The organism is Paenibacillus sp. E194 (assembly GCF_000935845.1).
GTDB lineage: Bacteria > Bacillota > Bacilli > Paenibacillales > Paenibacillaceae > Paenibacillus_B > Paenibacillus_B alvei_B.
On the sequence record NZ_JMDX01000072.1, the window covers coordinates 1 to 24,825 of the forward strand.

Sequence of the window (24,825 nt, forward strand, 5' to 3'; positions counted from 1 at the left end):
CGATTGTGGCAATCCCCGGTAATGAGATTGGAAGTACAATCGTAATGAATGCCCGCAATTCACCAGCACCATCAATTTTTGCAGATTCGATAATCGCGTCTGGTACCGTCGTATTATAGAAAGTACGCATGATGAGTACGTAGAACGCGTTCATGATGAGCGGCAAGATAAGCGCCCAGATCGAATCCTTCAACCCCAACACTTGTGTAATAACCATGTACGTTGGTACGAGACCACCGTTGAATAGCATCGTAAAGAATGCGATGAAGGAGAAGAATCCCCGGTACTCAAAGTTTTTGCGAGATATCGCATAAGCATACAAGCTGATAACCACCAAGCTAATCAACGTACCAATTAACGTAATAAATATCGTAATACCGTAAGAATTGAGCAACTGATCCCCAGCTTTGAAAATGTACTCATAAGCCGAGAAGCTCCATTTTTCAGGAAACAGTGTGTATCCCTTACGGGCCAATGATTCTTCATCCGTTAACGAGATGACGATAACGAAAAGGAATGGGTATACACACAAGAGAGCGAATCCACCGGCGATAATATTGAATAAAATGTTAGTACCTCTGGACAACTCATGAACGTCGCGATGTTTAGTCTTACGCAAAGTCATTCCCCCCTAGCCTAGAACAACGCATTGTCTTTGTTGAATTTTCGAACGATCCAGTTCGAGGTCATGACAAGAATGAATCCGACTAATGATTGATACAAGCCAGCTGCCGTACTCATTGAAATTTCCCCTGTCGCCTTCAAACCGCGATATACGTAGGTATCGATTACGTTCGTTACCGCATACAATGGACCGGAGTCACGCGGAATTTGATAGAACAAACCGAAGTCTGCATAGAAGATACGTCCCACGGCGAGAAGCGTTAAAATCGTAATGAGCGGTGTAATCGCTGGAAGCGTAATGTGGCGAATTTGCTGCCACTTGTTCGCGCCGTCAATCATCGCTGCTTCATAATACGTCTTGTCGATACCAACAATGGCTGCCAAGTATACGACACTGGAGTAACCGACGCCCTTCCAAATATTCAGGAAGACGAGAATGTAAGGCCAATACGTCGTATCGGAGTACCATGATACAGGGTCTTTGCCCATCCAAGCCAGGAATTGGTTCATTACCCCTTTATCTACACTCAAGAAGCTGAATGTAAAGTAACCGACGATAACCCAAGACAAGAAGTGAGGCAGGAACATCCCGGTTTGATACAATTTTGCCAACCGTTTATTCACAATTTCGCTCAAGATGATTGCCATTGCTACGGCACATACAAGACCGATAACGATGAAAACTACGTTGTATAGTATCGTGTTTCTTGTGATGACATAAGCATCATTCGTTTTGAAAAGGTATTCAAAATTTTTAAAACCTACCCATTCGCTTTGCTGCAAGCTGGCAAGGAAGCCGTCTCGGCTGAAACGATAGTCCTTGAAAGCGATCACAGTTCCGAACATCGGCAGGTAGGAGAAGAACAAAAACCACAAGGCTCCCGGAAGAACCATTAGCAGAAAGATTCGATTGCGGTTTAAGCTCCGAAAGGCATTTTTGATGAATTGCATCCCATCATCCCCCGTTGCTATGTTGTACTTATAGGGTAACTCAACTGATGCGCTTCCAATAGTCAATAAACTTTAGATTTGGTGTACAAAATAAAGAAAGGGCTTACACAGCGTCACTTTGCTGTGGATACCCTTTCCAATGCTGGTTATTATGCCAATTCATTCGCTGCACTATGGATCTCTCGATACTCTTTTGGAGAAATGCCAACATACTTTTTGAACTGCTTGTAGAAGTAGCTTTTATCCCAATATCCAACCTTGGCTGCAATATCCGTCATCCGATAATTTGTTCCTGTCAGCATTTCCTTCGCCTTGTTAATCCGTGTCTTATTCAAAAAATCAGAGAACGTCGACTGGACTTCCTTCTGGAATAACTGCCCCAGATATACAGGGTTAATATTATACACTTGGCTGAGTGTCTTAAGTGACAGTTCTTCCGCATAGCGTTCTTGGATATCATGCAGCACCTGTCTGACGACAGGACTCATATCCTCCGGTTCACTCATCAATTCAATCACATGTGCCGCCACTTGCAGAACATGATCCTTCAAGGCATCAAGCGTCTGAATATGATACACGTCATCGAACCAATCGCGTTCATCATTCAATTGCAGCACCGCTGACCCCTTCACAGACTGTTTCCATGCGATGAGCAGCTCTACAGCGAAGTTCCGCATGTCGCGCGGCGTGACACCGTCCGTATCCGACAAACGCTCGAAATCTGTTTCAAGCTGTTCGCGCAGCCCTTCCTTATTTCGTGCATAGAGCAGCTTCACGTAAGGTTCCGTCTCTGGCTGTACCGAAGAAGGACGCGAGGATCGATAACTCTCAATTTCATCACAATCTATAATACTGTCATCTACTCGAACGAGATGGTATGGCTGCACCTGCTTCGCATGATCGAAGCTGACAGAGGCTTTGGCATACCCTTCCTGCACGCTGCCGACAGTGACTTCCAGCACCGATTGCAGATTCCGCTCCGTCTCTGCCTTCCATTGCACCAGCTTCTCTATCGCTTCCTGCTTGTCCTCGCGATTATATAAGCCAAGAACAATCGCCGTTTCTCCGTCCCACTCGCGCACACAAAATCCACCGAACTTCTCATCCATCAGATGCTTCGCCTGAGAAGCAACCTCATCTTGCTTCATATAGTCCATCTCATTGTCCTTCCGAACCTCAGGACGAACAAGAACGACCATATAATAAGGATGCACGAAATGAATATCCAACAGATCCGCACGCTGCTGCAGCTCCTCCATATGAATGCGGTCACGCAGCCAGCGGAACAGCACGTTGTCGCGCAGGATGTCCCGATTGTGCAGCTCCACCATATGATGCATGCGGGATTGATCCAGCTTCTGAACTGTATTCTCCAGCGTAGAGCGGAATTCATCAATGTTGATTGGCTTCAACAAGTAGTTCTCAACCCCGTGCTTAATGCCTTCCTTCACGTAGACGAATTCATTGTACCCGCTCAAAATAATAAAACGTGTATGCGGATGCGCCTGCTTCACCTTCTCAATCAACTGCAAGCCAGTCATCTTCGGCATCATAATATCTGTCACCACCAAATCGACAGGGTGATCTTTCAGAATGTCCCAGGCGGCCTCTCCATTCTCCGCTTGCCCAACAATACGGAGTCCGTAATCATTCCACTCTAATATAGATTGCAACCCTTCAATAATAAACGGCTCATCATCGACTAAGAATACATCGTACATCTATATCCCCCCAACCCTAGTCACACGAAAGTTTGTCTGCTTTCCATTACGAAGTGGTACTAGAAGTGTTCACCACGCTATTATTGCAGCGGCACCCGAACGGTTGCCGTCGTACCTACATGCAAGGTACTGTCTATCGTCAATCCATATTCATTCCCATACAGAATGCGGAGGCGCTCCTGCACATTCTTCAGACCAAGCGAACCGTGATCCTGGATTTGCGGCTGCTCCAGATCATTCTGAATCTCCTGCAGCCGTTCTGGTTCAATCCCCTTGCCATTATCGCTCACCCGAATGATCCAGATCTCCCTGGTGCTGCGTAACCTCAATGCGGATATGATTATCCTTCCGATCCAAGACAATGCCATGTACGAGATAATTCTCGATGAGTGGCTGAACCGACAGCTTCATCGTATTATAGCCGCCAAGCCGCTCATCCATATGAATGGTGAATTGCAGCTTGTCTCGATATCGTATTCGGGTCAGCTCCAAGTATCGGCGGCAGTTCTCAATCTCTTCGTTCACGGTAATGATCGTCTTGTCCTTGACCATATGACGGAACATCGCTGCCAAGCTGTAGATCATTTCCCCGACATCATGAGCGCCCTTGGATACTGCCCGCATCCGGATAACCTCTAACGTGTTATATAGGAAGTGCGGCTTAATTTGCGCCTGCAGCGCTATCAGCTCCGCGTGTTTCTGCTTCAATTCGGACTTATACACCTTATTAATGTACTGCTTCAAATCCTCACACATCTGATTGAAACTACCCGCGATGAGACCGAGCTCATCTTCACGCGTAACGGGCAACCTTGCGTTCAAATTTCCTTCCTGCACTTTCTTCATCGCCATCACAATCGTCTGCGTACGGCGGGATAAATGGAGTACCGACAAATAGGTCACCATCAGAACGGCAAATATACAGAGTATCGTCACAATGCCAATCGTATTCTTCAGTCCAGACAAATGATCGGTAATGGCTGCCTCCGGCAATGCGCCTACGACATACAGTCCCAGCTTATTCGTCTGAGAGACCGTTACATAGGAGGACTTTCCATCTACCTGAATCGACTGCGGCTTATTGCGCTCGAGCTTGGACAGTTCCTCAACATCGGCCCATGTCGACGTCCCCTGTGATTGGGAAGCCGGATAAATGATCTCACCCTTCTGATCCAGTACAATCCATTGCTCACCTCGAAGGGAATATCCGATCTGGCGCCCAATTCCGTTCGCATTGAAATCAATCGTAATGTGTCCTGCCGTCAGCAAGGATTCTGGACTGCTCACTCGATTCGTGAAGCTGATAAGCGGCAGCTTCTCCGACTCTGACTTAATCACATTGGTCTTCGTAGGAATAGGAGCCTGAGCCTGCTTCTCTAATCGCTTGGATCCATCTGGGTCAAGCATATCAACCAAGCGATCCGAGTGGCGCAGTAACGGTATATCTTGTATATCGGCTGAAGTTTCTTCCTTTTTACTCTGATTCGTATAAGAAGAGACGCGTTCACCATAGCGATTCATCTTCCACTGCGTATTCATCTGCGGATCTTGGCTCCAGTCATAGAGCCCGCCCTTCACTCCATCACTTGTATACATATAAGCGAACTGCTTCGTAGGGCTGATGAGATTAATATTTTGCAAATCGGGATCCTTCCAGAACTGGAGCATGAAGAATTCCTGCATCTTGCGCACATAGAACATGTTGCTCGAGCTGTAGGCATCCAAGCGATAGCGGATATATTGTTCATATCCCTCATTCAGCAAGTAGACGGTATCCTGGATGAGCAGATTATCCTGATACACCTGCTGGACGATCGCCTGGGCTAAATCATTCTTCTGATCAATGTATCGGTTAATGGTATCTACCGTGCGCTGCTGCTCCATGAGTGCGTTGCTGACATCCTTACGCGCAAAGAACTCATAGGCAAACACAGATACCGTCACTAAGGAAGCAACTGCAATGAGTGAATATATCGCAATTAATTTATTGAATAATTTCTTCTTAAAGTGCTTCTGATACATCTGGTGAAACGGTTTCAACAAGGCCTATACCCCCATCCCTTGTCGGCACACGAGCACGGTAGCGGTTCGGTACCGCTTTCTTTTTCCTGTACTTCACATTCACAGCTAAGGATGATCACCCTATTCAGCTGCGTGTCTTCAAGCTTTATAATATCATAATCAATATATTGAACATAACTCAAAGTGTGAATCTATTGTTGCATGAGATGGATCTTCGTCCTACCTCTATGATTACATATATACGACACAAACGATATCTTTTAGAATTGTTAATATATTCCGATTGAGGGTGTATGAAGAAACCCAGCATCCTTTAGAGACTGCTGGGTTTTATTGCGGCTTCATTCATTCGTTCGCAAGCCGATCAGCAAAATACATTTCAATATCTTTGTTCACCAGTCTTAGCAGTGTACAAGTAGTCCGCACTGCACTGAATACTTCGTCGCGTTCTTCCTTCTGAAGTCCAGCTGCTGTTATGAGAAATGTAACGTACAGGAGCTTGCCCTGATCACTCACTTCATCCACCGCATCGACTTGAAGGGACTGTAAATCCCATGCTTTCTCCGTTGCATAACTGCGAATCGACTCCGCAACCGCGAATGCTAAGCTCATCATCCATAGGTCGAAGGACCTATTTGAAGAAGCAGATCCGGACGAATCTGCCTGTTGCCTGATCATGATTTGATCTTTGCCGCAACTACCTATCCATTCATGTGGTTTCATTTCCTTTACATGGACTTGCAAGACTGTCACCTCTCCTCTGCTCTATTTCACTATTACAGCGCTCCCCGCGCCAGGCTTGAGTTTGCTGCGCCTGTTTCCAGTCGAATTTCGAATAAATTGCAACAGAAATAACATCTACTTACATTTCCATTATTATTTTTTCACAATTCGTATTCAGTTCAAATTCCTCAAATCCCTTGCAGTATAAGGGTTAACACTTTGGTTACAGTTTAGTTACAGTTTTGTCATTTTTAATACTTCCAGACTATTGCCAGCTTTTTTAAAATTATGTTAGTCTGGTTTTGTCGATTTTTTAGTAATCAATTTACAATTTTAACAGCTGAGGAGGAGATGTAGTGAAAACCGCCATACGGACTGCTCTTGCAGCAAGCGCAGTCATCGGATGCTTGCTGTTTGCAGATAGCACAATAGGTACGAAGGCTTTTGCTGCCGACGCGCCTAAGCAAGCCACAATCCACGTCAACGGTAATGCCTTACAATTTACCGATATTGTTCCCATTATTGATGAAAATCAAAATATGTATGTCCCCGTCCGCGCCTTTGCGGAGCAAATGGGTTACTCCCTGTCTTGGTCCGCTGTCAACTCCAGCGTGAACAACATTGAATTCTCGAATGGTACGACGACTGTCCGTTTCCGAACAGATAGCGCTTCTGCCGATGTGAATGGCGAGACGATCGACGTGGGTGGCAAGCCTTGGACATACAGAGATAATACATATATTCCGTTTCGTTTTTTGATGAACGCTTTTGATTTGGATTTTGAGTGGACACCCGATTATTTGAAGAGTATTCCTCGCGTCGATCGCGTTCCGCAAAAGAAGGCTGTCACGACCGCTTCTGTACAAAGCGCAGCTTCCCGCATCATCAACACCGGACGCAGTTACCTCGGCGTACCGTATGTATGGGGTGGATCAACGCCTAGCGGCTTCGACTGTTCTGGATATATTCAATATATATTCCGTAAGAACGGCGTATCGCTTCCAAGAACATCCCGAGAGATGTTTAATGTCGGATATCGCGTAAGCAATCCAATACCTGGCGATCTCGTATTCTTCGCGAACAATGGCAGCACAATCTCTCACGTTGGTGTCTATATCGGCAATAACCAATACTTGAATGCTTCCTCAGGCAGTGCATACCAAGTTGTCGTGACCAGCATGTCATCTTCATGGTCCAAACGCACGTATGTCGGTGCCAAGCGCGTTCTATAGTCATCCTACGAGACATTATTCAGCCCGCAGCTTTTGCGGGCTTTTTATTTTCTCGCTGCCAATCTCAATATGTGCAATCGTCCGTATTCTGAAGGTACAGAGCGTTCAAGTATTCATTTAATATGAAAACGGTGTCATTATGGCAAATTTAGCACATTGTCCGCGCTTACATAATCTGCTACTCTCGAATCAAACTCACTTCCCATACCTTCTCACAGATGAAATACCGAGTTTCAAGTTCAATATTCCCAGGATACGAAAGCAAGCTTATTACCTTTCGCATAAGGAGGAACAGCATGAAACTATCTATTGGCGGATTTTCATTCAATAATTTGCGAGTTGAGGGTAAGATGGATATTTTCGCTTATATTGAAACCGTCCATAAACGGTACCAATTGCAGGCCATTGATTTCTGGAATGCCTTTTTTGCAGATACTACACGCCCGCTATGGCAGGTAGCGGATGATGATATGCTGCAGCGAATTCGAGACGCTCTTGTGAAGCGTGAGATGGCTCTCGTGAATATTGCGGTTGATCGAGCTCACATCTGGGATCCCGATCCGGAAATACGCGAGGCACTGCATCAGAATGCACTTGCCCATCTGCGTGCAGCCGAAATCATGGGGGCACAGTCCGTACGTCTTGATGCTGTTCTCCATGGTGATGATATGCTCAGCGATGAAGCATTTGAATACATCGCGATGCGATACCGTGAGTACGCACAGCGTGCTGCTGAGGGAGGGTACTGGGTTGGGCCTGAGAATCATACCGGCTGTGCGCTGCAACCTGACACGCTAGTCCGCATATCTGAAGCAGTAAATCACCCGAACTACGGAATTCTGCTTCATCTTGGGCGATGGAAGCCTACGGGAGATTCCTCCTCGCTTCGCATGACGTCATCTGACACACTAGACGCTTATGCCGCGGAAGGCGACCTGCAGACAGCACCATGGGTACGACATACCCATGTTGATTATCGCTTGATTGAATCACCGCATGCCAAGGAACGATTGGCAGCATTGAAGAACGCTGGTTATGACGGGTATTGGGCAATTGAATACAATGCGCCACATGAACAGCTGACTGCTATGGAAGAGGCTATCGGGAAGTTGAAGGGTCATCTGGCTTCATTGCCCGCCTAACAGGGAGAGCTCCGTGTAATTCCTGTTACGCTGCACCCCCGCAACAGCGCTCCCGCATGCAGATGCAGCCTAGCTGCTTAGAACAGAGTACCAAGGGGGAGAACGATGGAATCAAGACGTATTGCCATCATTGGCGTCGGACAAATCGGCAAGCATCACCTGGATGAATACGCCCGCGTCGGCGGTGCAGAAATCGTTGCTGTGTGCGACGTGAATGAAGCAGAAGCGCGGAAAGTAGCTGAGCAGTATCAAGTCCCACATGTATATACGGACTTCCGCGAGCTGCTGAAGCGTGATGATATCGAGGCTGTTGATGTATGCCTGCACAACAACTTCCATGCGCCAATCACTATAGCAGCATTGGAAGCAGGCAAGCATGTATATTGCGAGAAGCCGATTGCCGGTTCTTATTATGACGGTGCAGCCATGCTTGAAGCTGCTAAGGCAACCGGACGCATGCTGCATATCCAGTTGGCTACCTTATATAACGCGGAGACGAAGGCCGCAAAGACGCTAATTGAGGATGGGCAGCTAGGCAAGCTGTACCACGCTCGTTCAACGGGCTTCCGCCGTCGCGGACGCCCTTATGTTGACGGCTATGGCACTCCGTCCTTCACACAGAAATCCATCGCTTCTGGCGGCGCCCTATACGATATGGGCGTATACCATATCTCTCAGCTGCTTTACTTGCTTGGCATGCCTCGGGTTACACGGATTAGCGGACAGACCTATCAAGAGATGGAGATGCTCCAGGAACGCCGGGAAACTAGCAAATTCGACGTTGAAGAGCTTGGTCTCGGCCTCGTAAAATTCGAGGGAGGCTTAACGCTTGATATCATCGAGGCGTGGGCAATCTACTTGGATGGCTTCGAAGGAAGCAGCATAGTGGGCTCCAAGGGTGGACTTCGCATGCCATACCAAACTAGCCAAGGACAGCATCCGTTCAGCTTCCATCATACTGTGTCAGATATGGACCTCAATGCAACAGTGGACGTCCAAGCGATGAATCGTCGCAGACACCTTCTTAATCCGAATGAATGGGCTTATGATTCATCCCAAGGTCATTGGGTTGCAGCGCTGAACGGGATCGTCCCCCTGCTTCCTACCGCAGAGCTGGCATTGAATACGATGCTGATCAGCCAAGGCATTTATATGTCCAGTGCGCTAGGACGCGAAGTCACTGCCGATGAGATTATCGCTGAATCAGTATCTACCGCAGTTCGTCTATAGGAATAGAGATCGGACAATAGTTTGCATAAATGGCGAAAGGCAGGATCGGTTGCGCTGATCCTGCCTTTCCTGTCATTCCGTTTACATGATGAAGATGCTACTTCATTCCCTCTTAGGACTCCGACATCATCTCACGCATCATCTCTCACGTACAAGCAGCTTATGACTTCACATTACTCCATACATTAAGGGCAAATACCAAAGCCGCCAGTACTGAAATCACTCCGCCCCCGATCAACAAGGCCGTCGCAGCTGCTACCTCATTAACCGCTAATGCTAATCCAACAAGGAAAATTGGAAGTCCGATGTTGTGCAGCCAGAAATGCACGTTGCCCAGCGAACTATCGCCCGCCTTCGGGAATTTCACGTATACAAGTCCGCTGATGGCGAGCGATACCCATCCCAGCAAGCCGATATGCGCGTGAAGTGACACATATTGAAATTGCTTCGTTGCGCCTGCAATTAGTCCTGCAAGTACGCCGATAACGAAATAAAAAGCAGCCACCTTAATAAATCGCGCTCCGATTGACATCCTCATCCCCATCCTTTACATGATCTCGTGATCATTCGTATGAATGAGGGAAATCTATTATTCCACACCCCTCTTACATAAAAGGAAAAGACCAGACTCTCCGCAGAGAATCCGGTCTTGTGGGCAGCTCCATCAATGAGCTGTTGCTATGCAACAAAAGCCTAGCGGCTATCCAATAGTCAGCACTTCATGACTGGCTGCTAGTTCGACGAACGTACCCATGCCAGAGATTTGCCCTGCTGCCAGCTTGTCTGCAATTCCATAATGATCAGCACATGTCTTGCAAGCAAGCACTGGCACACCGAGCTTCTCCAGCTCAGCAAGCTGCAAGGATGCGAGCGATTGAGAAGTCAACGCGAGCACCCCACGATTCATGCAGAACACTGCGGCTGGAAGCTGTTCCTGCTGCTTCACAAGTGTCAGGAATGTCTCCAGAATCGTTGCTCCAAGGCCATTCTCAGCAGCACCAATTGTATCTGATGTTAGTAATACGACTTTGCCTTTCATCGAAAGACCTCCTTCATCTTCACGCCTGCTAGATGCACTGTTCACTATCGATCATACAGCACAGCAGCAGGTGTCTATCGCGTCAAGATGCTGCGCTATAGGGGACACAAGGTCACTCCCGTTATTTCTTACTGCTTCGGTAATGCGAACGAGCTCTTCAAGGATACCGTCAAGTTGAACACAGGCTTGCCTGGTTCTGAGCTTTTCGGATCCACATTGAAGTACCCGTGACGGAAGAATTGGAACTTGTCATGCGGCTCCACATCCTTCATATTCGGCTCGATGAAGCCTTGCTCCACCACGAGGGAGTTCGGGTTAATGCGCTCCAAGAAGGATGCGGACTCGTCCTCTTCCTCTTGCTCATCAAGAATGAGCGGCTCGTACAATCGGAACTCAGCCGGAACTGCATGTGTAGCATCCACCCAGTGAAGGGTTCCTTTCACCTTGCGGCCGGTAAACCCGCTTCCGCTCTTCGTCTCAGGATCGTACGTACAATGGATCTCTACTACGTTGCCGTTCTCATCCTTCACGAAGTCGTTGCATTTGATGAAGTACGCGTGCTTCAAGCGCACTTCATTGCCTGGGAACAGACGGAAGTACTTGTTCGGCGGATTCTCCATGAAGTCATCTTGCTCGATGTAAATCTCACGAGAGAATGGGATTTGACGAACGCCCATTTCCGGATTCTCCGGATTCACTTCCGCATCCAGCCATTCTACTTGTCCTTCTGGATAGTTCGTAATGACGACCTTAAGCGGCTTCAATACACCCATTGTCCGTGGCGCCTTCAGCTTCAAGTCTTCACGCAGGAAGTGCTCCAAATATTTAAAATCAATAACACCGCTCGACTTCGTTACTCCGATCTCGCGACAGAACGTGCGGATCGACTCTGGTGTAAATCCACGGCGGCGAAGACCGGATACAGTCGGCATGCGCGGATCGTCCCAACCATCCACAACATTCTCGTCTACGAGCAGCTTCAGCTTGCGTTTACTCATCACGGTATTCGTCAAGTTCAAGCGCCCGAATTCATACTGATGCGGCGTCTTCTCCATTTCGCTTTGCTCGACGACCCAGTCATACAACGGACGTTGATCCTCGAACTCAACCGTACAGATCGAGTGCGTTACGCCTTCAATTGCGTCCTCAATCGGATGTGCGAATGCATACATCGGATAGATGCACCAAGCATCGCCTGTATTATGATGGGTAGCGTGTGCGATACGGTAAATAACCGGGTCACGCAAGTTAATGTTCGGTGACGACATGTCGATCTTGGCACGAAGCACCTTCTCGCCGTTGCCGAACTCTCCACCCCGCATACGAGCGAACAGATCGAGATTCTCTTCTACCGAACGCTCCCGATACGGGCTGTTCTGTCCAGGCTCTGTGAGCGTACCGCGTGTCTCGCGGATTTGATCCGCAGACAGATCGTCTACGTACGCAAGCCCCTTCTTAATCAGCAATACTGCACGATTGTACATCTCTTCGAAGTAGTCAGACGCGAAAAAGAGTCCGTCCCACTTAAAGCCGAGCCACTCCACATCTTTCTTAATGGACTCGACGTATTCAGTATCTTCCTTCAGCGGATTCGTATCATCGAAGCGCAGATGCGCACGGCCTTTGAACTCACGCGCCAGCTCGAAGTTCAAGCATATCGACTTCGCATGTCCGATATGCAAGTAGCCGTTCGGCTCAGGCGGAAAGCGTGTAACGATATCGTTCACGCGGCCTTCCTTCAAGTCATCAACAATGATGTTGCGTATAAAGTTGGAGCTATGATTTGGATTCGGATTGTCCACCAGTCATCAACCTTTCTTTGCCCTAACACACTTTGTTAATAAATATACCCGTATCGTCCAGCGAGTTCAACACCGATTGTCCACTCCCACCGTACTGCGAGTGCAAACTTGAACCCTCGAACACTTCTATCATCCAAGTACTATCCGACTACACCAGAAGATCGAACAGCGTCTTGTCTTTGTTCACCTCAATGTATTGGATGCCCCTTTTGTTCATCCGCTCGATGAGCGGCTCATAATCTTCCTTATACTTCAGCTCAATGCCGACAAGTGCAGACCCATTGTCCTTGTTATGCTTCTTATTATACTCGAAGCGCGTAATATCATCGTTCGGGCCGAGCACTTCCTGCAAGAACTCACGGAGGGCTCCTGCCCGCTGCGGGAAGTTCACCGTGAAGTAGTATTTCAGGCCTTCATAAATGAGAGAACGTTCTTTAATTTCCTGCATGCGATCGATATCGTTGTTACCGCCGCTAATGACACATACGATATTTTTGCCGCGAATCTGATCCCGATACAAATCCAAAGCTGCAATCGGCAGGGAACCCGCGGGTTCAACTACAATCGCATTCTCGTTGTACAACTGAAGAATTGTCGTACATGCCTTGCCTTCCGGCACCTGAATCACATCATCCAGCAGATTCGAGCATATTTCATAAGGCAGTTGTCCAACCCGCTTGACCGCAGCGCCATCGACGAACTTATCGATCGTATCCAGCGTAAGCACTTCCTTGCGTTCCAATGCCGCAGTCATCGACGCTGCTCCCTCTGGCTCCACACCGATGATGCGAGTTATTGGACTAACGGTCTTCACATAGGTGCTTACCCCTGCTGCCAAGCCGCCACCGCCAATCGTTACGAACACATAGTCTGCCGCACCTTCCAGCGACTCCATAATCTCCATGCCTACAGTTCCGTTGCCCGCCACGATATAAGGATCATCGAACGGATGGATAAACGTACTGCCCTTCTCCTCACAGATGTTCATGGCTGCCTCGTACGCATCGTCATACGTATCCCCAGTCAGCACGACATTGACGTATGAACCACCGAAACGCTTCACCTGCGTTACCTTCTGGCTTGGCGTCGTGCTCGGCATTACGATCGTGCCTTGAATTTGCAGTGCTTGGCAGGAATAGGCGACTCCCTGCGCATGGTTGCCTGCGCTTGCACAGACGATACCGCGCTCAAGCTCCTCCGCCGTCAGGTGGCGAATCATGTTATAGGCGCCACGAATCTTGAATGAGCGGACAATCTGCAAATCCTCGCGCTTTAAATACACGTTGCAATCATACTTCGCGGACAATATGGGGTCACGCTGGAGCGGTGTCCGAACGATGACTTCTTTGAGCACGTGATGTGCACGAACGATATGTTCCATAGTAACTGCAGGTGCTGCTTGGGTCGTTTCCATTGTCGGTTCCTCGCTTTCGATCGAATATACGTCATTTGTACACAGTGATAATGAAAGTACAACCTCTACAAATAGAAAAAACTCATCCCTAAGAAGGGACGAGTTTGAGCTCGTGGTACCACCCTTGTTCTACAGCTGAACATCGCTTCCTCTTCGGAAATCGACCTGCTCTGCTGCAGCGCTTGGCCGCGTATTCATCGCGAATCCGGGTAACGGTGGAACTGCCGTCCTTGCTTACTCAGACTTCTGTGCCCCGCAACCCCAAAGCATAGGAGGCGCACAGTTCGCATTCAGCAGGGAATCTCGGAGAGGATATTCCGCCATGTCAGCCATCGACTCGCACCACCCGTCGACTCTCTTCAGACTGCTTCATAGCGTACTCGTTCTCGTCATCAATTGTTGACCTGTCTTGCAACTATTATCCCTATATTATGAACACGCGGCGTACCCAATGTCAATGGGCCGCCGCAGTTGTTCCTATATTCTATTCGAGCAGGATTCGTGTTTGTCTGTTACGGACAAATAGGATCAGCATCTCTCTTACGGGAGAAAGCATTAGCCTTCCGTACCTGTCGTCTGTTGAAGTGAATCATTCGGTGTTGGCTTGCGCGCAATCAAGATTGGAAGCATCACGAGAATACCCAATATGAAGAGCACGGTCGCTACCTCATATATAAATACAATAGAAGTAATCTGCTTAATACCTCCTGACAATGACATCGTCAGTACCATGGCACCCGTGAACATCGGGCTAAGAATACCATTAACGCGACCGATGAAATCACCTTCAGTATTTTGCAAAATCATCGTGTTGATCCCGATTTGAATGCAAGGCAAGAACAATCCACTGATGAACTGAGCAACCAGCGTCAGCCACAACTGCGTAGAGAGGCCTGCCATCAGCATGCCTCCGCTGCTCATCAGCATCCCGACAGCCAGCATGTGCTGCGGAAGCAGCTTCTTCGAAATGCCCATGGCTAGCGCACCGCCAATAAGCATTGCACCGCCGTTAACCATCACCAAGTAACTAAGATTCTCCTTCGGCAACCCAAGCCGTTCAGTTACAAGGAAAGCACCCATCGGTTGAATCAGTCCAATTGCCAATCCAGCAAAAGCAAAACAACCGCCAAGCGGCTTCAATAGGCGACTCTTCATGACATAGCGGAAGCCTGCCGCCAGTTCCTGCATCACATTCGTTTGCTTCTGCTTCTCTTTGTCCTCTGCATGATCAGCAGGAAGGAACAGCAGTGCTCCTGCTGACAGAATAAACGCAATACCTGTAATCACAAGCGACACTTGAATCCCATAATGTTGGAAGATGGCTGTGCCGATTGCTGGACCAAGCACCATGAACAAGGCCACCATCGTCTGGAATATCGACATGCCAGCCTGCAGCATCTCCTCTGGTACGTGCTGCTTGAACAGCTTCATGGATGAAGGCTGCGAGAATTGAGACAAAATAGCCGAAATAAAGGTCGTGAAGAAAACAGCATGCCAATCTCCTAAGACGATCGTCCACATCACGGCGAACACAGACAATGCACTTAAGAAGTCACACCATATCATCGTCCGCTTCGGACGCCACCGGTCTGCAAATGTTCCTCCAATAAAGGAGAAAATAAATATAGGCGCAAACTCAGCTACGGATACCATTGAGACGGCGAACGAATCTCCATTCGTCATTTCCATGACAAACAAAAGGACGGCAAAGTTACGTACCCATACCCCAATTTGCATAAATAGACCCGCAACCATAATCGCTTGCACAAAGCGATTGCGGAACAAACTAAAGACAGACTTTCTCTCGTCCGCCTGTGTATTTCCAGATTGTACATGAGTCATAGACAACTCTCCCTCCACATATAACAAATAGCAGTTCATTTATCTCTAATTTGACATGAACTTTATTAGTGTACAGCAATCAGGCAAGGTTCACATCAGTTCGTAGACGGATATTATTAGTAATTTTTGTAAAGGACACATGGTGCGTAAAAGATACAAAGAGGTTGGCTTTACAGGAAATGTTTGTACGTTGCCATGGTAAAGTGGTAATGTTTTAATTAGTTATCACAATAACGCAAACGTAAAGTTGAAATAAAGGTGGCATCAGACGATGAATGCAGTACTACTATCATTGGCAATATTATTCGGATTAAGTATGCTTCGCGTACATGTCGTACTTGCGATGCTGACAGCTACTGTTGTAGGCGGGCTAGCTGGAGGGCTTAGCATGTCTCGCGTACTCGATGTCTTCGGAGAAGGACTGAAAGACAATGCAGGAATCGCTCTAAGCTACGCACTGCTTGGGGCATTCGCCGCTGGCTTGACGGAAACAGGATTGCCGGACAAGCTGGTGTCCGGCGCAGTAAGCTTAGTACAGGGAAAGGACAGCACAAAGACTCCTCGTGCCGCTGCACGGTATCTCGTATTGGCCGCCATTGCACTCATTGCCTGCATGTCGCAAAATGCCGTTCCCGTGCATATTGCCTTCATTCCCGTGCTCATTCCACCGCTGCTCGTGCTGTTCAATTCACTGCACATCGATCGGAGAGCCGTTGCATGCGCGCTTACATTCGGTCTTATTACACCATACATGCTTCTGCCTGTTGGATTCGGGGCAATCTTCCACGACACCGTAGCAGGCAATATAACCAAGAATGGTCTTGCAGTCGATGCATCACTGCTCCCACGAGCTATGCTGATTCCGGCTATCGGGATGGTGATCGGACTTATTGTATCGCTTGCAATCTCTTATCGCAAGCCGCGTCAATACACAACAATAGAAGGAGCAACGCAGTCTGGATCTTCTCCCATTCCAGGTGAAGACGGAGAGACAAACAAGTGGGCAGCTTGGTCAGGACTCGCTGCTATCGCGGCGATGCTGACGGTGCAACTCAGCACGGGATCTATGATTTATGGGGCGGCCGCCGGATTGGCAATCCTCATCCTATCACGTGTCATTCCGTGGAGCAGAGCAGATCGTATCCTAACAGACGGCATGCGGTCGATGGCCTATATTGGCTTCGTCATGATGTCAGCCTCTGGCTTCGGCGCTGTACTGCGAGATACGGGACATATTGAGACACTTGTGCGGGCTTCTGTGGAGGCAGTTGGCGACAATCGGGCAATAGCCGCGCTGCTAATGCTTGCAATCGGTCTGCTTGTTACACTTGGCATCGGTTCCTCGTTCTCCACCATTCCGATTATCGCCACTGTATTCGTGCCGCTGTGCATCGGACTAGGTTTCAGCCCGCTAGCCACTGTTGCCCTTATCGGAACAGCAGGTGCACTGGGTGATGCTGGATCACCTGCCTCGGACAGTACGCTTGGCCCTACGGCTGGCTTGAACGCGGATGGGCAGCACGATCATATCTGGGATACCTGCGTGCCAACCTTCCTCCATTACAATGTGCCGCTGCTAATCGCAGGCTTCATTGCTGCAATGGTCTTGTAATGGACTGTCCAGCATCATGCAGCAGACTGCTCCATCGTGCACACCACCTCATATAAGTAAGGGATTGTCTATGCTGCGTCCGAGCAGTGGATCGTATGGACAATCCCTGTTATGTACGTAAATATTCCATCTGCATAATAAGCGAATATCCTATTTACGACCATCTATCCTTTACTAATACAGCCCAAGCGGCATGCTTCCTGCATCAACAGGTATTCTCTCTACCTTTATACCCCGTAACAGCGCCGCGCATTCGCACGCAGCAGCTTCGTTGCTTCCATGATATCCATACCTCGCAGAGCCGCCCACTCGATGGCAACATCTCGTGCCATTATGGGCATCGTATGCCGGCCTGTATATGACCCTTCGAATGGCCATGGCCCATCCGTTTCCGTCATCACTTGCTCCACAGGATACTGTCTAGCCAACGTGCGGATCTCATCCTCATAATGAATGTCTGGCGTAAATGAGATGAAATAACCGTTGTTAGCCATGCGGGCTACCGTCTTCTCATCTCCCTTGAACCAGTGGAAATGCGCGCGCCGCACACTATATCGTTCAAGTAAATCAACGACAATCCGAGCGTCATCGTACACGGCGTGAAGCACAATTGGCAAATCCCATGCAGCAGCCCGCTGCACGAATAATTCAAGCAGCTCTATATAGGGCAAGCGGTCAAATGAGTCACCGCGCTTCTGCGACTCCTCCCGCATATAATACGGCAAACCAACCTCACCAATAGCAACCATGTTCTCCTTATGCAGCTCAAGCCAAGCCAGCAGACCTTCCTGCTCATCAGCAGTTGGGAGAGCTTGCTCAGGATGGAATCCATATGCAGGGAGTACCTTGCCGGGAAAACGCGTCGCCCATTGCTCGGTATGGCGGCAAGAGGCAAGATTCATAGACACCGCAACCACATAATCCAAGCAAGGATGGTTTAGTGACGCTTCCAGTTCTGCGACTGATGCTTGCTTATACCCATCAATATGGATATGTGCATCCACAACATGCACATCATATTCACTCATCGTGTTCAACCCCCATTTCAAAAAACGCCGCAGGCATCACGTCTTAGACGAGCGTCCTGCGGCGATTCACTTCATAGGCTACGGCCTTGCTTTCTTTACATTTCTCCGACTCTTAATTCACTTGCCTCATTTGAATTGCCGCCACGACCCTGATCCCCTCGAATCATCTGAGCATTCCCCATAAGCGCAATACATACAAGCGCACACGCTACTGGGATGAGCGCCCATTGGAAGGTGCTTGCAATCGAGTCCGCGAGAGCCGTTGTCAGACCCCGGGCCACTTCAGGCGGAAGATCGCCCATCTGCCCGCTCATTAGTGTCTCGGGTTTCAAATCCATCGCTGCACCGCCCGCAGGCATTACCTCCTGTAAACGCCCTTGGAACATATGCGACTGGATCGTACCGAACAAGGTGATACCTATCGTCATCCCAAGCGAGCGCGAGAAGGAAGCGGTCGAGTTCGCTGCTCCCCGCTGATGAAACTCCATGCCGTGCATAGAGGACATGCTGAGCAAAGAGAAGGAGAAGCCTACACCAAGTCCCGTTAAGACCATATACAACGTCAACAACGTACGAGGTGTATCTGTCGAAATCGTACTAAGCGCGAACATACCGCCGATGAAGAAAATACCGGATACGATCATCAAACTGCGGTAGCTGCGCTTCGCAACCATAATACCTGCAATCGAACTCGTCACAACGGAACCGATCATCATCGGTGTCAAGACGAGACCACTGTCTGTTGCCGAGCCTCCGTATACCCATTGGACAAACAGCGGGATATATACGGTAGCAATCACGAACGACACCCCGTAGAAGAAGCCGACACCCTGGCTTGCCGCAAACAAGCGGCGCTTGAACAGATTGAACGAAATAATCGGTTCCTGTACCCGTGTCTCAATGATCAAGAAGGCGATCAAGAACACAAGGAATATCGCAAATAGGCTGATAATAACTGTTGAATCCCAAGCGTACTCTTTGCCTCCAAGCTCAAGCGCGAACATAAAGCTGACGATTGCGACGACGAGCGTAACTGCTCCGCCCCAGTCAATGCGCTGCTTCTTGGTCGTAGTCTTCTCCTTGTAGAACTGCATAATGAACCATAAGGAGATAAGACCAAGCGGCAAGTTGATGTAGAATACCCACTCCCAACCGATATATTCGGTAATGTATGCGCCAAGCAGAGGGCCCGCCACACTCGATATTCCGAACACCGCACCAAATAGCCCCGTCATCTTGCCCCGCTTCTCAGGCGGGAACACATCGAAAATAATCGTAAACGCGATCGGCATGACGGCACCACCGCCAATCCCTTGAATCGCGCGGTAAATTGCAAGCTGAATCATGCTGTCCGCTGTTCCGCACAGCGCACTGCCGATCAAGAAGACGAGCAAACCAAACACATAGAACCGCTTGCGGCCATACATGTCGGACAGCTTTCCGAAAATCGGCATCCCTGCCATTGTGGCTACCATGTAGGCTGACGTCACCCACACGTACAAATTGAAGCCGCCCATCTCGCCTACAATCGTTGGCATCGCCGTTGCAACAATCGTATTGTCCATAGCTGCCATCAAGATACCGAGCAGCAGACCGGCAACGACCATCCGCAGATTGCTTTCTTTCGTAATCATTCGAATTCATTCCTCCTCAGGACACACCGTCATCTCTATACAGCGATGTACAGACATGCGGCTATCCATGTCTAACGAGATTTAATTATAATCCTTGCCTCTAACTTTTTCCACCAAAAAATGAACAGCGGGTCATTCCAGGCAGCGGGCAGGATACATATATAAGATTTGAGATGGATAGACAATTAGGGACTAAAAAGGGCTGCATCTCATCTCTATATTCTCTCCAAAAAAAGCTGCCTCTTATTAAGAGACAGCTTCACACTTCAGCGTATAGGAGACGAAGATTGTACACTGCGCAGCAGATCGGATAGTTCGCGCTTCATGCGTACGAACTCGGCCTCAGAAGCCAGCGCTTCCGTTCGCGGCCGCGCAAATGGAACAGCAACTCGCTCCAACACTTGAGCTGGGCGGTTGGATAGTACATATATCGTATCTGACAGCAGCAGCGCTTCCTCAATGCTGTGTGTAATGAACAGCACCGAGCGGCGATTGCGTTCCCACAGGTCAATGAGCCATCTCTGCATATCACTGCGTGTTAACGCGTCCAGCGCACTGAACGGCTCATCAAGCAGCATCAACTCATGGGGACTCATCATTGCGCGGAGGAAGGCGACGCGCTGCTGCATCCCACCGGACAGCTCATGCGGATACGAGCGTTCATACCCCGTCAATCCAACATTGCTTAGCCAGCGGCGCGCTTCCTCCCGCGCTTCCTTCTTCGGCTTGCCTGCAATTTCTGGAGCGAGGATAACATTGTCCTCCACCGTTCTCCACGGGAACAGCGCGGGCTGCTGCGGCATATAGCTGATATGGCCTGTCTGACCGACCACGTTCTGCCCATGGACAAGAATATCCCCTTCTGATGGACGAAGCAGACCGCCAATGAGATGGAACAGTGTGCTCTTCCCCGATCCGGATGGACCAATAATCGAGACGAACTCTCCTGCCTGCACCGTAATGGACACATGATCGAGTACATGAAGTCGTCCAGCTCGACCGTCGAATGACATGCTGACATCACGCAGTTCAAGAGCGACCTGCTTCTGTACTGCCTTATGCTGATGCACATGATCAGCATCTCGCTGGGCAGCTGGCTGTTGTTCGTTTGTTGCGATCATTTTTAACGCACCCCCTTCACCCCTGCTTATTGTCACGGCGCCAATGAATGAGCAGCCGTTCCAATGCACATACGAGGCCGAACATGGCCAAGCTCAATAGAATGACAACTGCGATTGCCACGAACATGCGATCCGTACGATAGGCTGCTTTTTGCAGTACCATGTAGTAGCCGATCCCTTTGTCCGTCCCGAGCCACTCGGAAATAATCGCACTCATCACGCTATACGTCCCTGCTATTTTTAATCCTGAGAAGACAGATGGAAGTGCATGGGGCAGCTCCAGCTTCCAGAACAGCTGCGACCGGCTCGCGCCCGCCATACGCATATAATTCATCATTGTGCGGTCTGTCTGGGCAAGACCATCTAGGGTAGCCACGCATACAGGGAAGAAGCATACCAGCGTAATGGTGACAATCTTCGGCATGAGACCGAAACCGAACCAGATCATGAGCAGCGGCAGCAGTGCAATCGTCGGGATATTCTGACTGACTATGACAAGCGGATAGATCGCCCGCTTCAGCCACGGCATCGGATGAAGCGCACAAGCCAGAAGCAGGCCCACAGCTGTGCCTACACAGAAGCCAATAAGCGTTAACTGAACAGAAGCCCATGTGTGCATAAGCAGACCGCCCCCATTGCTTATGGCCTCTTGTGCAATATCGAGCGGACTGGGCAGCATCCATTTCTCAATGCCTGATACCATTACTCCTGCCTGCCATATGGCGAGGAATAGAATAAATGCAATGATCGGAGGACCGATCTTCGCGATTCGACGTCCACTCATGGCCGATACTTCACTGTCAATTCATCCATTGTAATGCCGGAGGGCTTATACACAATCTTCACTTGCGACAACACATTGATGCTCCCCATCTCAATCATGGCCTTATTCATATCCTCAATAATACGGAAGAGTTCACTAAGTTCGCCTTCCATCGTTGTCTCCAGCGGATTTACCTGATATTTCACACCCGATGCTTGAATGATCTCGATTGCACGATCTACATAGGGAATTACGTCTTCCCCATTTTTCGTCTTCGGAACGATTTGAATGCTCACTAAACTGTTCGCCATCTTGCTTCTCCTCCTCTTTCTCAATCCCTTATATAACGATCACTTGGTAACGATTATCTTATCCTGTAACGAAATACAGCAAAAGGGCGCATATGCGCCCATTGCCCATTCCTATAACCGTGCAGGCTTATGAAGCTGGCAAGAAGTCATTCGTAAACGCCTTGTCTACATCAATGCTCTTATCCATTAATTTGTTCTCCACGAGCCAATTCATGTAATTTGCCCATACGTCACGCTTTTGCTCGCCCCAGCGAGGTGCATCGTCCTTATACTTCGGACTCAGCCATTTCTGGCTTGCGATAACCAGATCTTTGTTCAAATCCGGCACAGCTTTAAGCAGCAGGTTGGCTGCATCTTCTGGATTGTCGATCGCATATTGATAGCCCTTGGACGTAGCACGCATGAATGCCTTAATCAATTCAGGATCTTCTTTGATCAGCTTCTCGCTTGTCGATAGAACCGGCGTATAGTAGTCGAGTTCCTTCGCATATTGATTGACGTACAGCATATCAATCGGCTCACCGCGAAGCTCTGCTTCGATACCTGTCCAAGCGTAGAAGATCCACGCGAAATCAATATCTTTCTTCACAGCTGTAAAGTAATCGGCATTGCCCATGTTGACGCTCTTCAGCTTGCTGTAGTCGCCGCCGTCCTTTGCCATAATCGTGCGGATAATCATCTCCTCAACCGGAGATCCCCAGCCGCCATACGTTCTGCCTTCAAAGTCCTTAGGTGACCTGATGTTCTTGTCCTTCGGCGCAGCAAAGCCTGATGTATTATGCTGAATGATCGCACCAATCGACACGATCGGAACATCTTGTTGTCGAGCCATCGTAATACTTTCCTGAACACTAACACCGAATTGCGCTTCTCCCGATGCGATCATCGCGTCTGATGCGCCTGTGCTCGGCTGCAATATCTCGACATTCAGACCTTCTTCCTCATAGTAGCCCTTCTCCTTAGCTACATACAAGCCGGTATGATTCGTATTTGGCGTCCAATCAAGCACAATCTTAACATCGCGCTTCTCCTTCACTTTATCCGTTCCTTGCTCCTGTGCCGTGTTCCCCTCTGTCTGGCTTCCTTGTCCTGCTTCTTGCCCCTTGCCGCCGCAAGCAGCGAGCGCAAATGTCATCATGATAACGAGCGCCAGCATCAACCCTCGTGTAAAGCGTGTCCGGTGCATATGATGAATCCCCCTTCTCTTCCTTCCCTCACTAGTGGAGAGCCGATCATGAATTAGAAAGTGCTTCGATAACGCCTGCCGCATTCACCAGTTGGACGATCCGCTCGATCGTATATGTATGGATGAGCAAGTTCCCGTCCCGCCGTCCTGCAACACGATTCAGATCCACAAAAAAAAGCGCCCCCTCTGGGACGCTTTGTGTGCCGTTCTACGCGTATATGCGAATGTGCATCATACGATGAATCACGTCAATGAGGTCATCCGGCATTCGTTCATCCGTACAGCAATTATGTCCATTCTACCCGAAGCAGCGCACATTCATGCAGACCATGACGAATAAGCAAGCAACCTAATTATAACAATAATGACGCGGTTCAACGTCTTTCCTACGCTGGCATTACCCAGATCAGGTGTAAGGGTCGGTATCTTAATGGGATACAATCTCAGCCGGCCAAATTCCAGCACCCCTAGCGTGCATATGCAGTTATCGAAGCTACCATATTACACGGGTAATTATAGTCCTCATCCATCAGAAAGTCCAGTGACAAACAGAAATTGCAAAGTGTCCGCTGATCATTGGGGCAATGCTTATATTTCCCATCAATTGCGTTATTCGCATGCTTTATGACAGCAGATTGCTCATATTTACTAGATTCCTGTCGAAAAAAGTTCCATGTGAAACAAGGGACAATCTTCCATTTTAACTCAAAATAATTACCTCATTGATTTCTTGGCGTAGAGGATGTCTGTATGATACGATCACCAAATATCAATTCAATTCGAATACCGGATTCGAGCAAGGGGATGAAGAGTAGTATGACAGAAGCGTTAATCGGCAGCACCATTTCCGCCTTATCCACAGGCATCGGGGCCATCCCGATCTTGTTCATGAGGAGCATGTCTCACCGTATGAGGGATATCCTTCTCGCCTATACAGCAGGGATCATGACAACAGCCTCAATGTTCAATCTTATTCCCGAAGCGCTTGCCAGCTCTAATGTGTTCGTGATTGCATTCGGCCTGCTGCTTGGCTGCTTCGTGCTGCTGTGGCTGGAGCATTCCCTGCCTCATATGGATCTGGAGAATCCGAATCAACGAATTCGCATCAATATCGAACAGAAATCATTCCTTATCATTGCGGCCATCACCCTTCATAATTTGCCGGAAGGCTTGTCTGTCGGCGTCAGTTATGCGAGCAGTAATGATACACTTGGGCCGTTAATCGCGTTTTCTATTGGATTGCAGAATGCACCAGAGGGCTTCCTCGTCGCCTTATTCCTCGTCAATCAGAACATCAATCGCTGGAAAGCGCTTGGCATCGCTACCTTAACAGGCGTCGTTGAGATTGTCACCAGCATGCTCGGGTACACACTTAGCTCTTATGTGAGCAATTCTGGTTCCCATATGGGCTGTCCTTTAGCAGCAGGG

At 48.8% G+C, this 24,825-nt stretch carries 22 protein-coding genes, 1 pseudogene, 1 riboswitch and 1 other annotated feature; of the genes and pseudogenes, 5 read left to right on the plus strand and 18 right to left on the minus strand.

Features of this window, described 5'->3' with window-relative positions:
- The 6 genes from AZ66_RS12275 to AZ66_RS12295 form a co-directional block, all read right to left on the minus strand.
- Nucleotides 1-625, minus strand: a 625-nt coding sequence (locus AZ66_RS12275; protein WP_044355141.1) for a carbohydrate ABC transporter permease, incomplete at its 3' end; no start/stop codon positions are given.
- An 11-nt stretch (nt 626-636) separates the two neighbouring features.
- Complete coding sequence (locus AZ66_RS12280; RefSeq protein WP_021257224.1) at nt 637-1,575, minus strand: ABC transporter permease; 939 nt, start codon at nt 1,573-1,575, stop codon at nt 637-639.
- A 149-nt stretch (nt 1,576-1,724) separates the two neighbouring features.
- On the minus strand, nt 1,725-3,296 hold the full coding sequence (locus AZ66_RS12285; RefSeq protein ID WP_044355123.1) for a response regulator transcription factor: 1,572 nt from the start codon (nt 3,294-3,296) through the stop codon (nt 1,725-1,727).
- Nucleotides 3,297-3,376: 80 nt separating this feature from the next.
- On the minus strand, nt 3,377-3,586 hold the full coding sequence (locus AZ66_RS32585) for a sensor histidine kinase (RefSeq protein ID WP_231586845.1): 210 nt from the start codon (nt 3,584-3,586) through the stop codon (nt 3,377-3,379).
- The gene (locus AZ66_RS12290; protein ID WP_231586846.1) at nt 3,576-5,339 is read right to left on the minus strand and encodes a sensor histidine kinase; all 1,764 of its coding nucleotides are present in this window, start codon (nt 5,337-5,339) and stop codon (nt 3,576-3,578) included. The genes AZ66_RS32585 and AZ66_RS12290 overlap by 11 nt, the downstream gene beginning before the upstream one ends.
- 324 nt (nt 5,340-5,663) lie before the next feature.
- Entirely contained in the window at nt 5,664-6,062 is a 399-nt protein-coding gene (locus tag AZ66_RS12295) for an OsmC family protein (RefSeq protein ID WP_044355124.1), read from the minus strand.
- Between the two features lie 335 nt (nt 6,063-6,397).
- Between AZ66_RS12295 and AZ66_RS12300 the strand changes: the two genes are divergently transcribed.
- From AZ66_RS12300 to AZ66_RS12310, 3 genes are all read left to right on the plus strand, one after another.
- Nucleotides 6,398-7,273 carry a C40 family peptidase gene (locus AZ66_RS12300; RefSeq protein ID WP_044355126.1) on the plus strand — a complete coding sequence of 292 codons (876 nt, stop codon included), beginning with the start codon at nt 6,398-6,400 and terminating at the stop codon, nt 7,271-7,273.
- A gap of 296 nt (nt 7,274-7,569) precedes the next feature.
- The gene (locus tag AZ66_RS12305; RefSeq protein WP_044355127.1) at nt 7,570-8,415 is read left to right on the plus strand and encodes a sugar phosphate isomerase/epimerase family protein; all 846 of its coding nucleotides are present in this window, start codon (nt 7,570-7,572) and stop codon (nt 8,413-8,415) included.
- Nucleotides 8,416-8,520: 105 nt separating this feature from the next.
- The gene (locus AZ66_RS12310; protein ID WP_044355128.1) at nt 8,521-9,645 is read left to right on the plus strand and encodes a Gfo/Idh/MocA family protein; all 1,125 of its coding nucleotides are present in this window, start codon (nt 8,521-8,523) and stop codon (nt 9,643-9,645) included.
- 160 nt (nt 9,646-9,805) lie between these two features.
- Here the strand turns inward: AZ66_RS12310 and AZ66_RS12315 are convergent, their stop codons facing one another.
- The 5 genes from AZ66_RS12315 to AZ66_RS12335 form a co-directional block, all read right to left on the minus strand.
- Entirely contained in the window at nt 9,806-10,177 is a 372-nt protein-coding gene (locus AZ66_RS12315; protein ID WP_052648491.1) for a cytochrome-c oxidase, read from the minus strand.
- A 168-nt stretch (nt 10,178-10,345) separates the two neighbouring features.
- The gene (locus AZ66_RS12320; protein WP_021257232.1) at nt 10,346-10,684 is read right to left on the minus strand and encodes a DsrE family protein; all 339 of its coding nucleotides are present in this window, start codon (nt 10,682-10,684) and stop codon (nt 10,346-10,348) included.
- A gap of 128 nt (nt 10,685-10,812) precedes the next feature.
- A complete protein-coding gene (locus AZ66_RS12325) occupies nt 10,813-12,486 on the minus strand; it encodes a glutamine--tRNA ligase/YqeY domain fusion protein (RefSeq protein ID WP_044355129.1) in 1,674 nt (557 codons plus the stop codon).
- Nucleotides 12,487-12,634: 148 nt separating this feature from the next.
- Complete coding sequence (gene ilvA, locus AZ66_RS12330; RefSeq protein ID WP_044355132.1) at nt 12,635-13,900, minus strand: threonine ammonia-lyase IlvA; 1,266 nt, start codon at nt 13,898-13,900, stop codon at nt 12,635-12,637.
- Between the two features lie 91 nt (nt 13,901-13,991).
- Nucleotides 13,992-14,302 (minus strand) — a binding site (T-box leader).
- Nucleotides 14,303-14,455: 153 nt separating this feature from the next.
- On the minus strand, nt 14,456-15,742 hold the full coding sequence (locus AZ66_RS12335; protein WP_021258962.1) for an MFS transporter: 1,287 nt from the start codon (nt 15,740-15,742) through the stop codon (nt 14,456-14,458).
- 271 nt (nt 15,743-16,013) lie between these two features.
- Between AZ66_RS12335 and AZ66_RS12340 the strand changes: the two genes are divergently transcribed.
- Nucleotides 16,014-17,354 (plus strand): Na+/H+ antiporter family protein, encoded by a 1,341-nt coding sequence (locus tag AZ66_RS12340; RefSeq protein WP_044355133.1) that lies wholly within the window; start codon nt 16,014-16,016, stop codon nt 17,352-17,354.
- 227 nt (nt 17,355-17,581) lie between these two features.
- Here AZ66_RS12340 and AZ66_RS12345 read toward each other — a convergent pair whose 3' ends face one another.
- The 7 genes from AZ66_RS12345 to AZ66_RS33320 form a co-directional block, all read right to left on the minus strand.
- A complete protein-coding gene (locus AZ66_RS12345; protein ID WP_044355134.1) occupies nt 17,582-18,382 on the minus strand; it encodes a TatD family hydrolase in 801 nt (266 codons plus the stop codon).
- Between the two features lie 95 nt (nt 18,383-18,477).
- Nucleotides 18,478-20,016: an MDR family MFS transporter gene (locus AZ66_RS12350; RefSeq protein ID WP_044355135.1), complete on the minus strand. Its 1,539-nt coding sequence runs from the start codon at nt 20,014-20,016 to the stop codon at nt 18,478-18,480.
- A 266-nt stretch (nt 20,017-20,282) separates the two neighbouring features.
- The gene (locus tag AZ66_RS12355) at nt 20,283-21,137 is read right to left on the minus strand and encodes an ABC transporter ATP-binding protein (protein WP_052648492.1); all 855 of its coding nucleotides are present in this window, start codon (nt 21,135-21,137) and stop codon (nt 20,283-20,285) included.
- A 16-nt stretch (nt 21,138-21,153) separates the two neighbouring features.
- Nucleotides 21,154-21,921: an ABC transporter permease gene (locus AZ66_RS12360; RefSeq protein ID WP_044355136.1), complete on the minus strand. Its 768-nt coding sequence runs from the start codon at nt 21,919-21,921 to the stop codon at nt 21,154-21,156.
- Nucleotides 21,918-22,211 (minus strand): thiamine-binding protein, encoded by a 294-nt coding sequence (locus tag AZ66_RS12365; RefSeq protein ID WP_044355138.1) that lies wholly within the window; start codon nt 22,209-22,211, stop codon nt 21,918-21,920. Before AZ66_RS12365 ends, AZ66_RS12360 begins: the two co-directional genes overlap by 4 nt.
- A 127-nt stretch (nt 22,212-22,338) precedes the next feature.
- A complete protein-coding gene (locus AZ66_RS12370; protein ID WP_044355139.1) occupies nt 22,339-23,397 on the minus strand; it encodes an ABC transporter substrate-binding protein in 1,059 nt (352 codons plus the stop codon).
- Nucleotides 23,398-23,443: 46 nt separating this feature from the next.
- Nucleotides 23,444-23,566, minus strand: coding sequence for a hypothetical protein (locus tag AZ66_RS33320; RefSeq protein ID WP_269433077.1), 123 nt, complete (start codon nt 23,564-23,566; stop codon nt 23,444-23,446).
- A 196-nt stretch (nt 23,567-23,762) separates the two neighbouring features.
- Nucleotides 23,763-23,876, minus strand: a riboswitch (TPP riboswitch).
- 337 nt (nt 23,877-24,213) lie between these two features.
- On the opposite strand from AZ66_RS33320, the pseudogene AZ66_RS12375 reads away from it, so the two are divergent.
- Nucleotides 24,214-24,825: pseudogene (locus AZ66_RS12375) on the plus strand (ZIP family metal transporter); the annotation flags it as partial.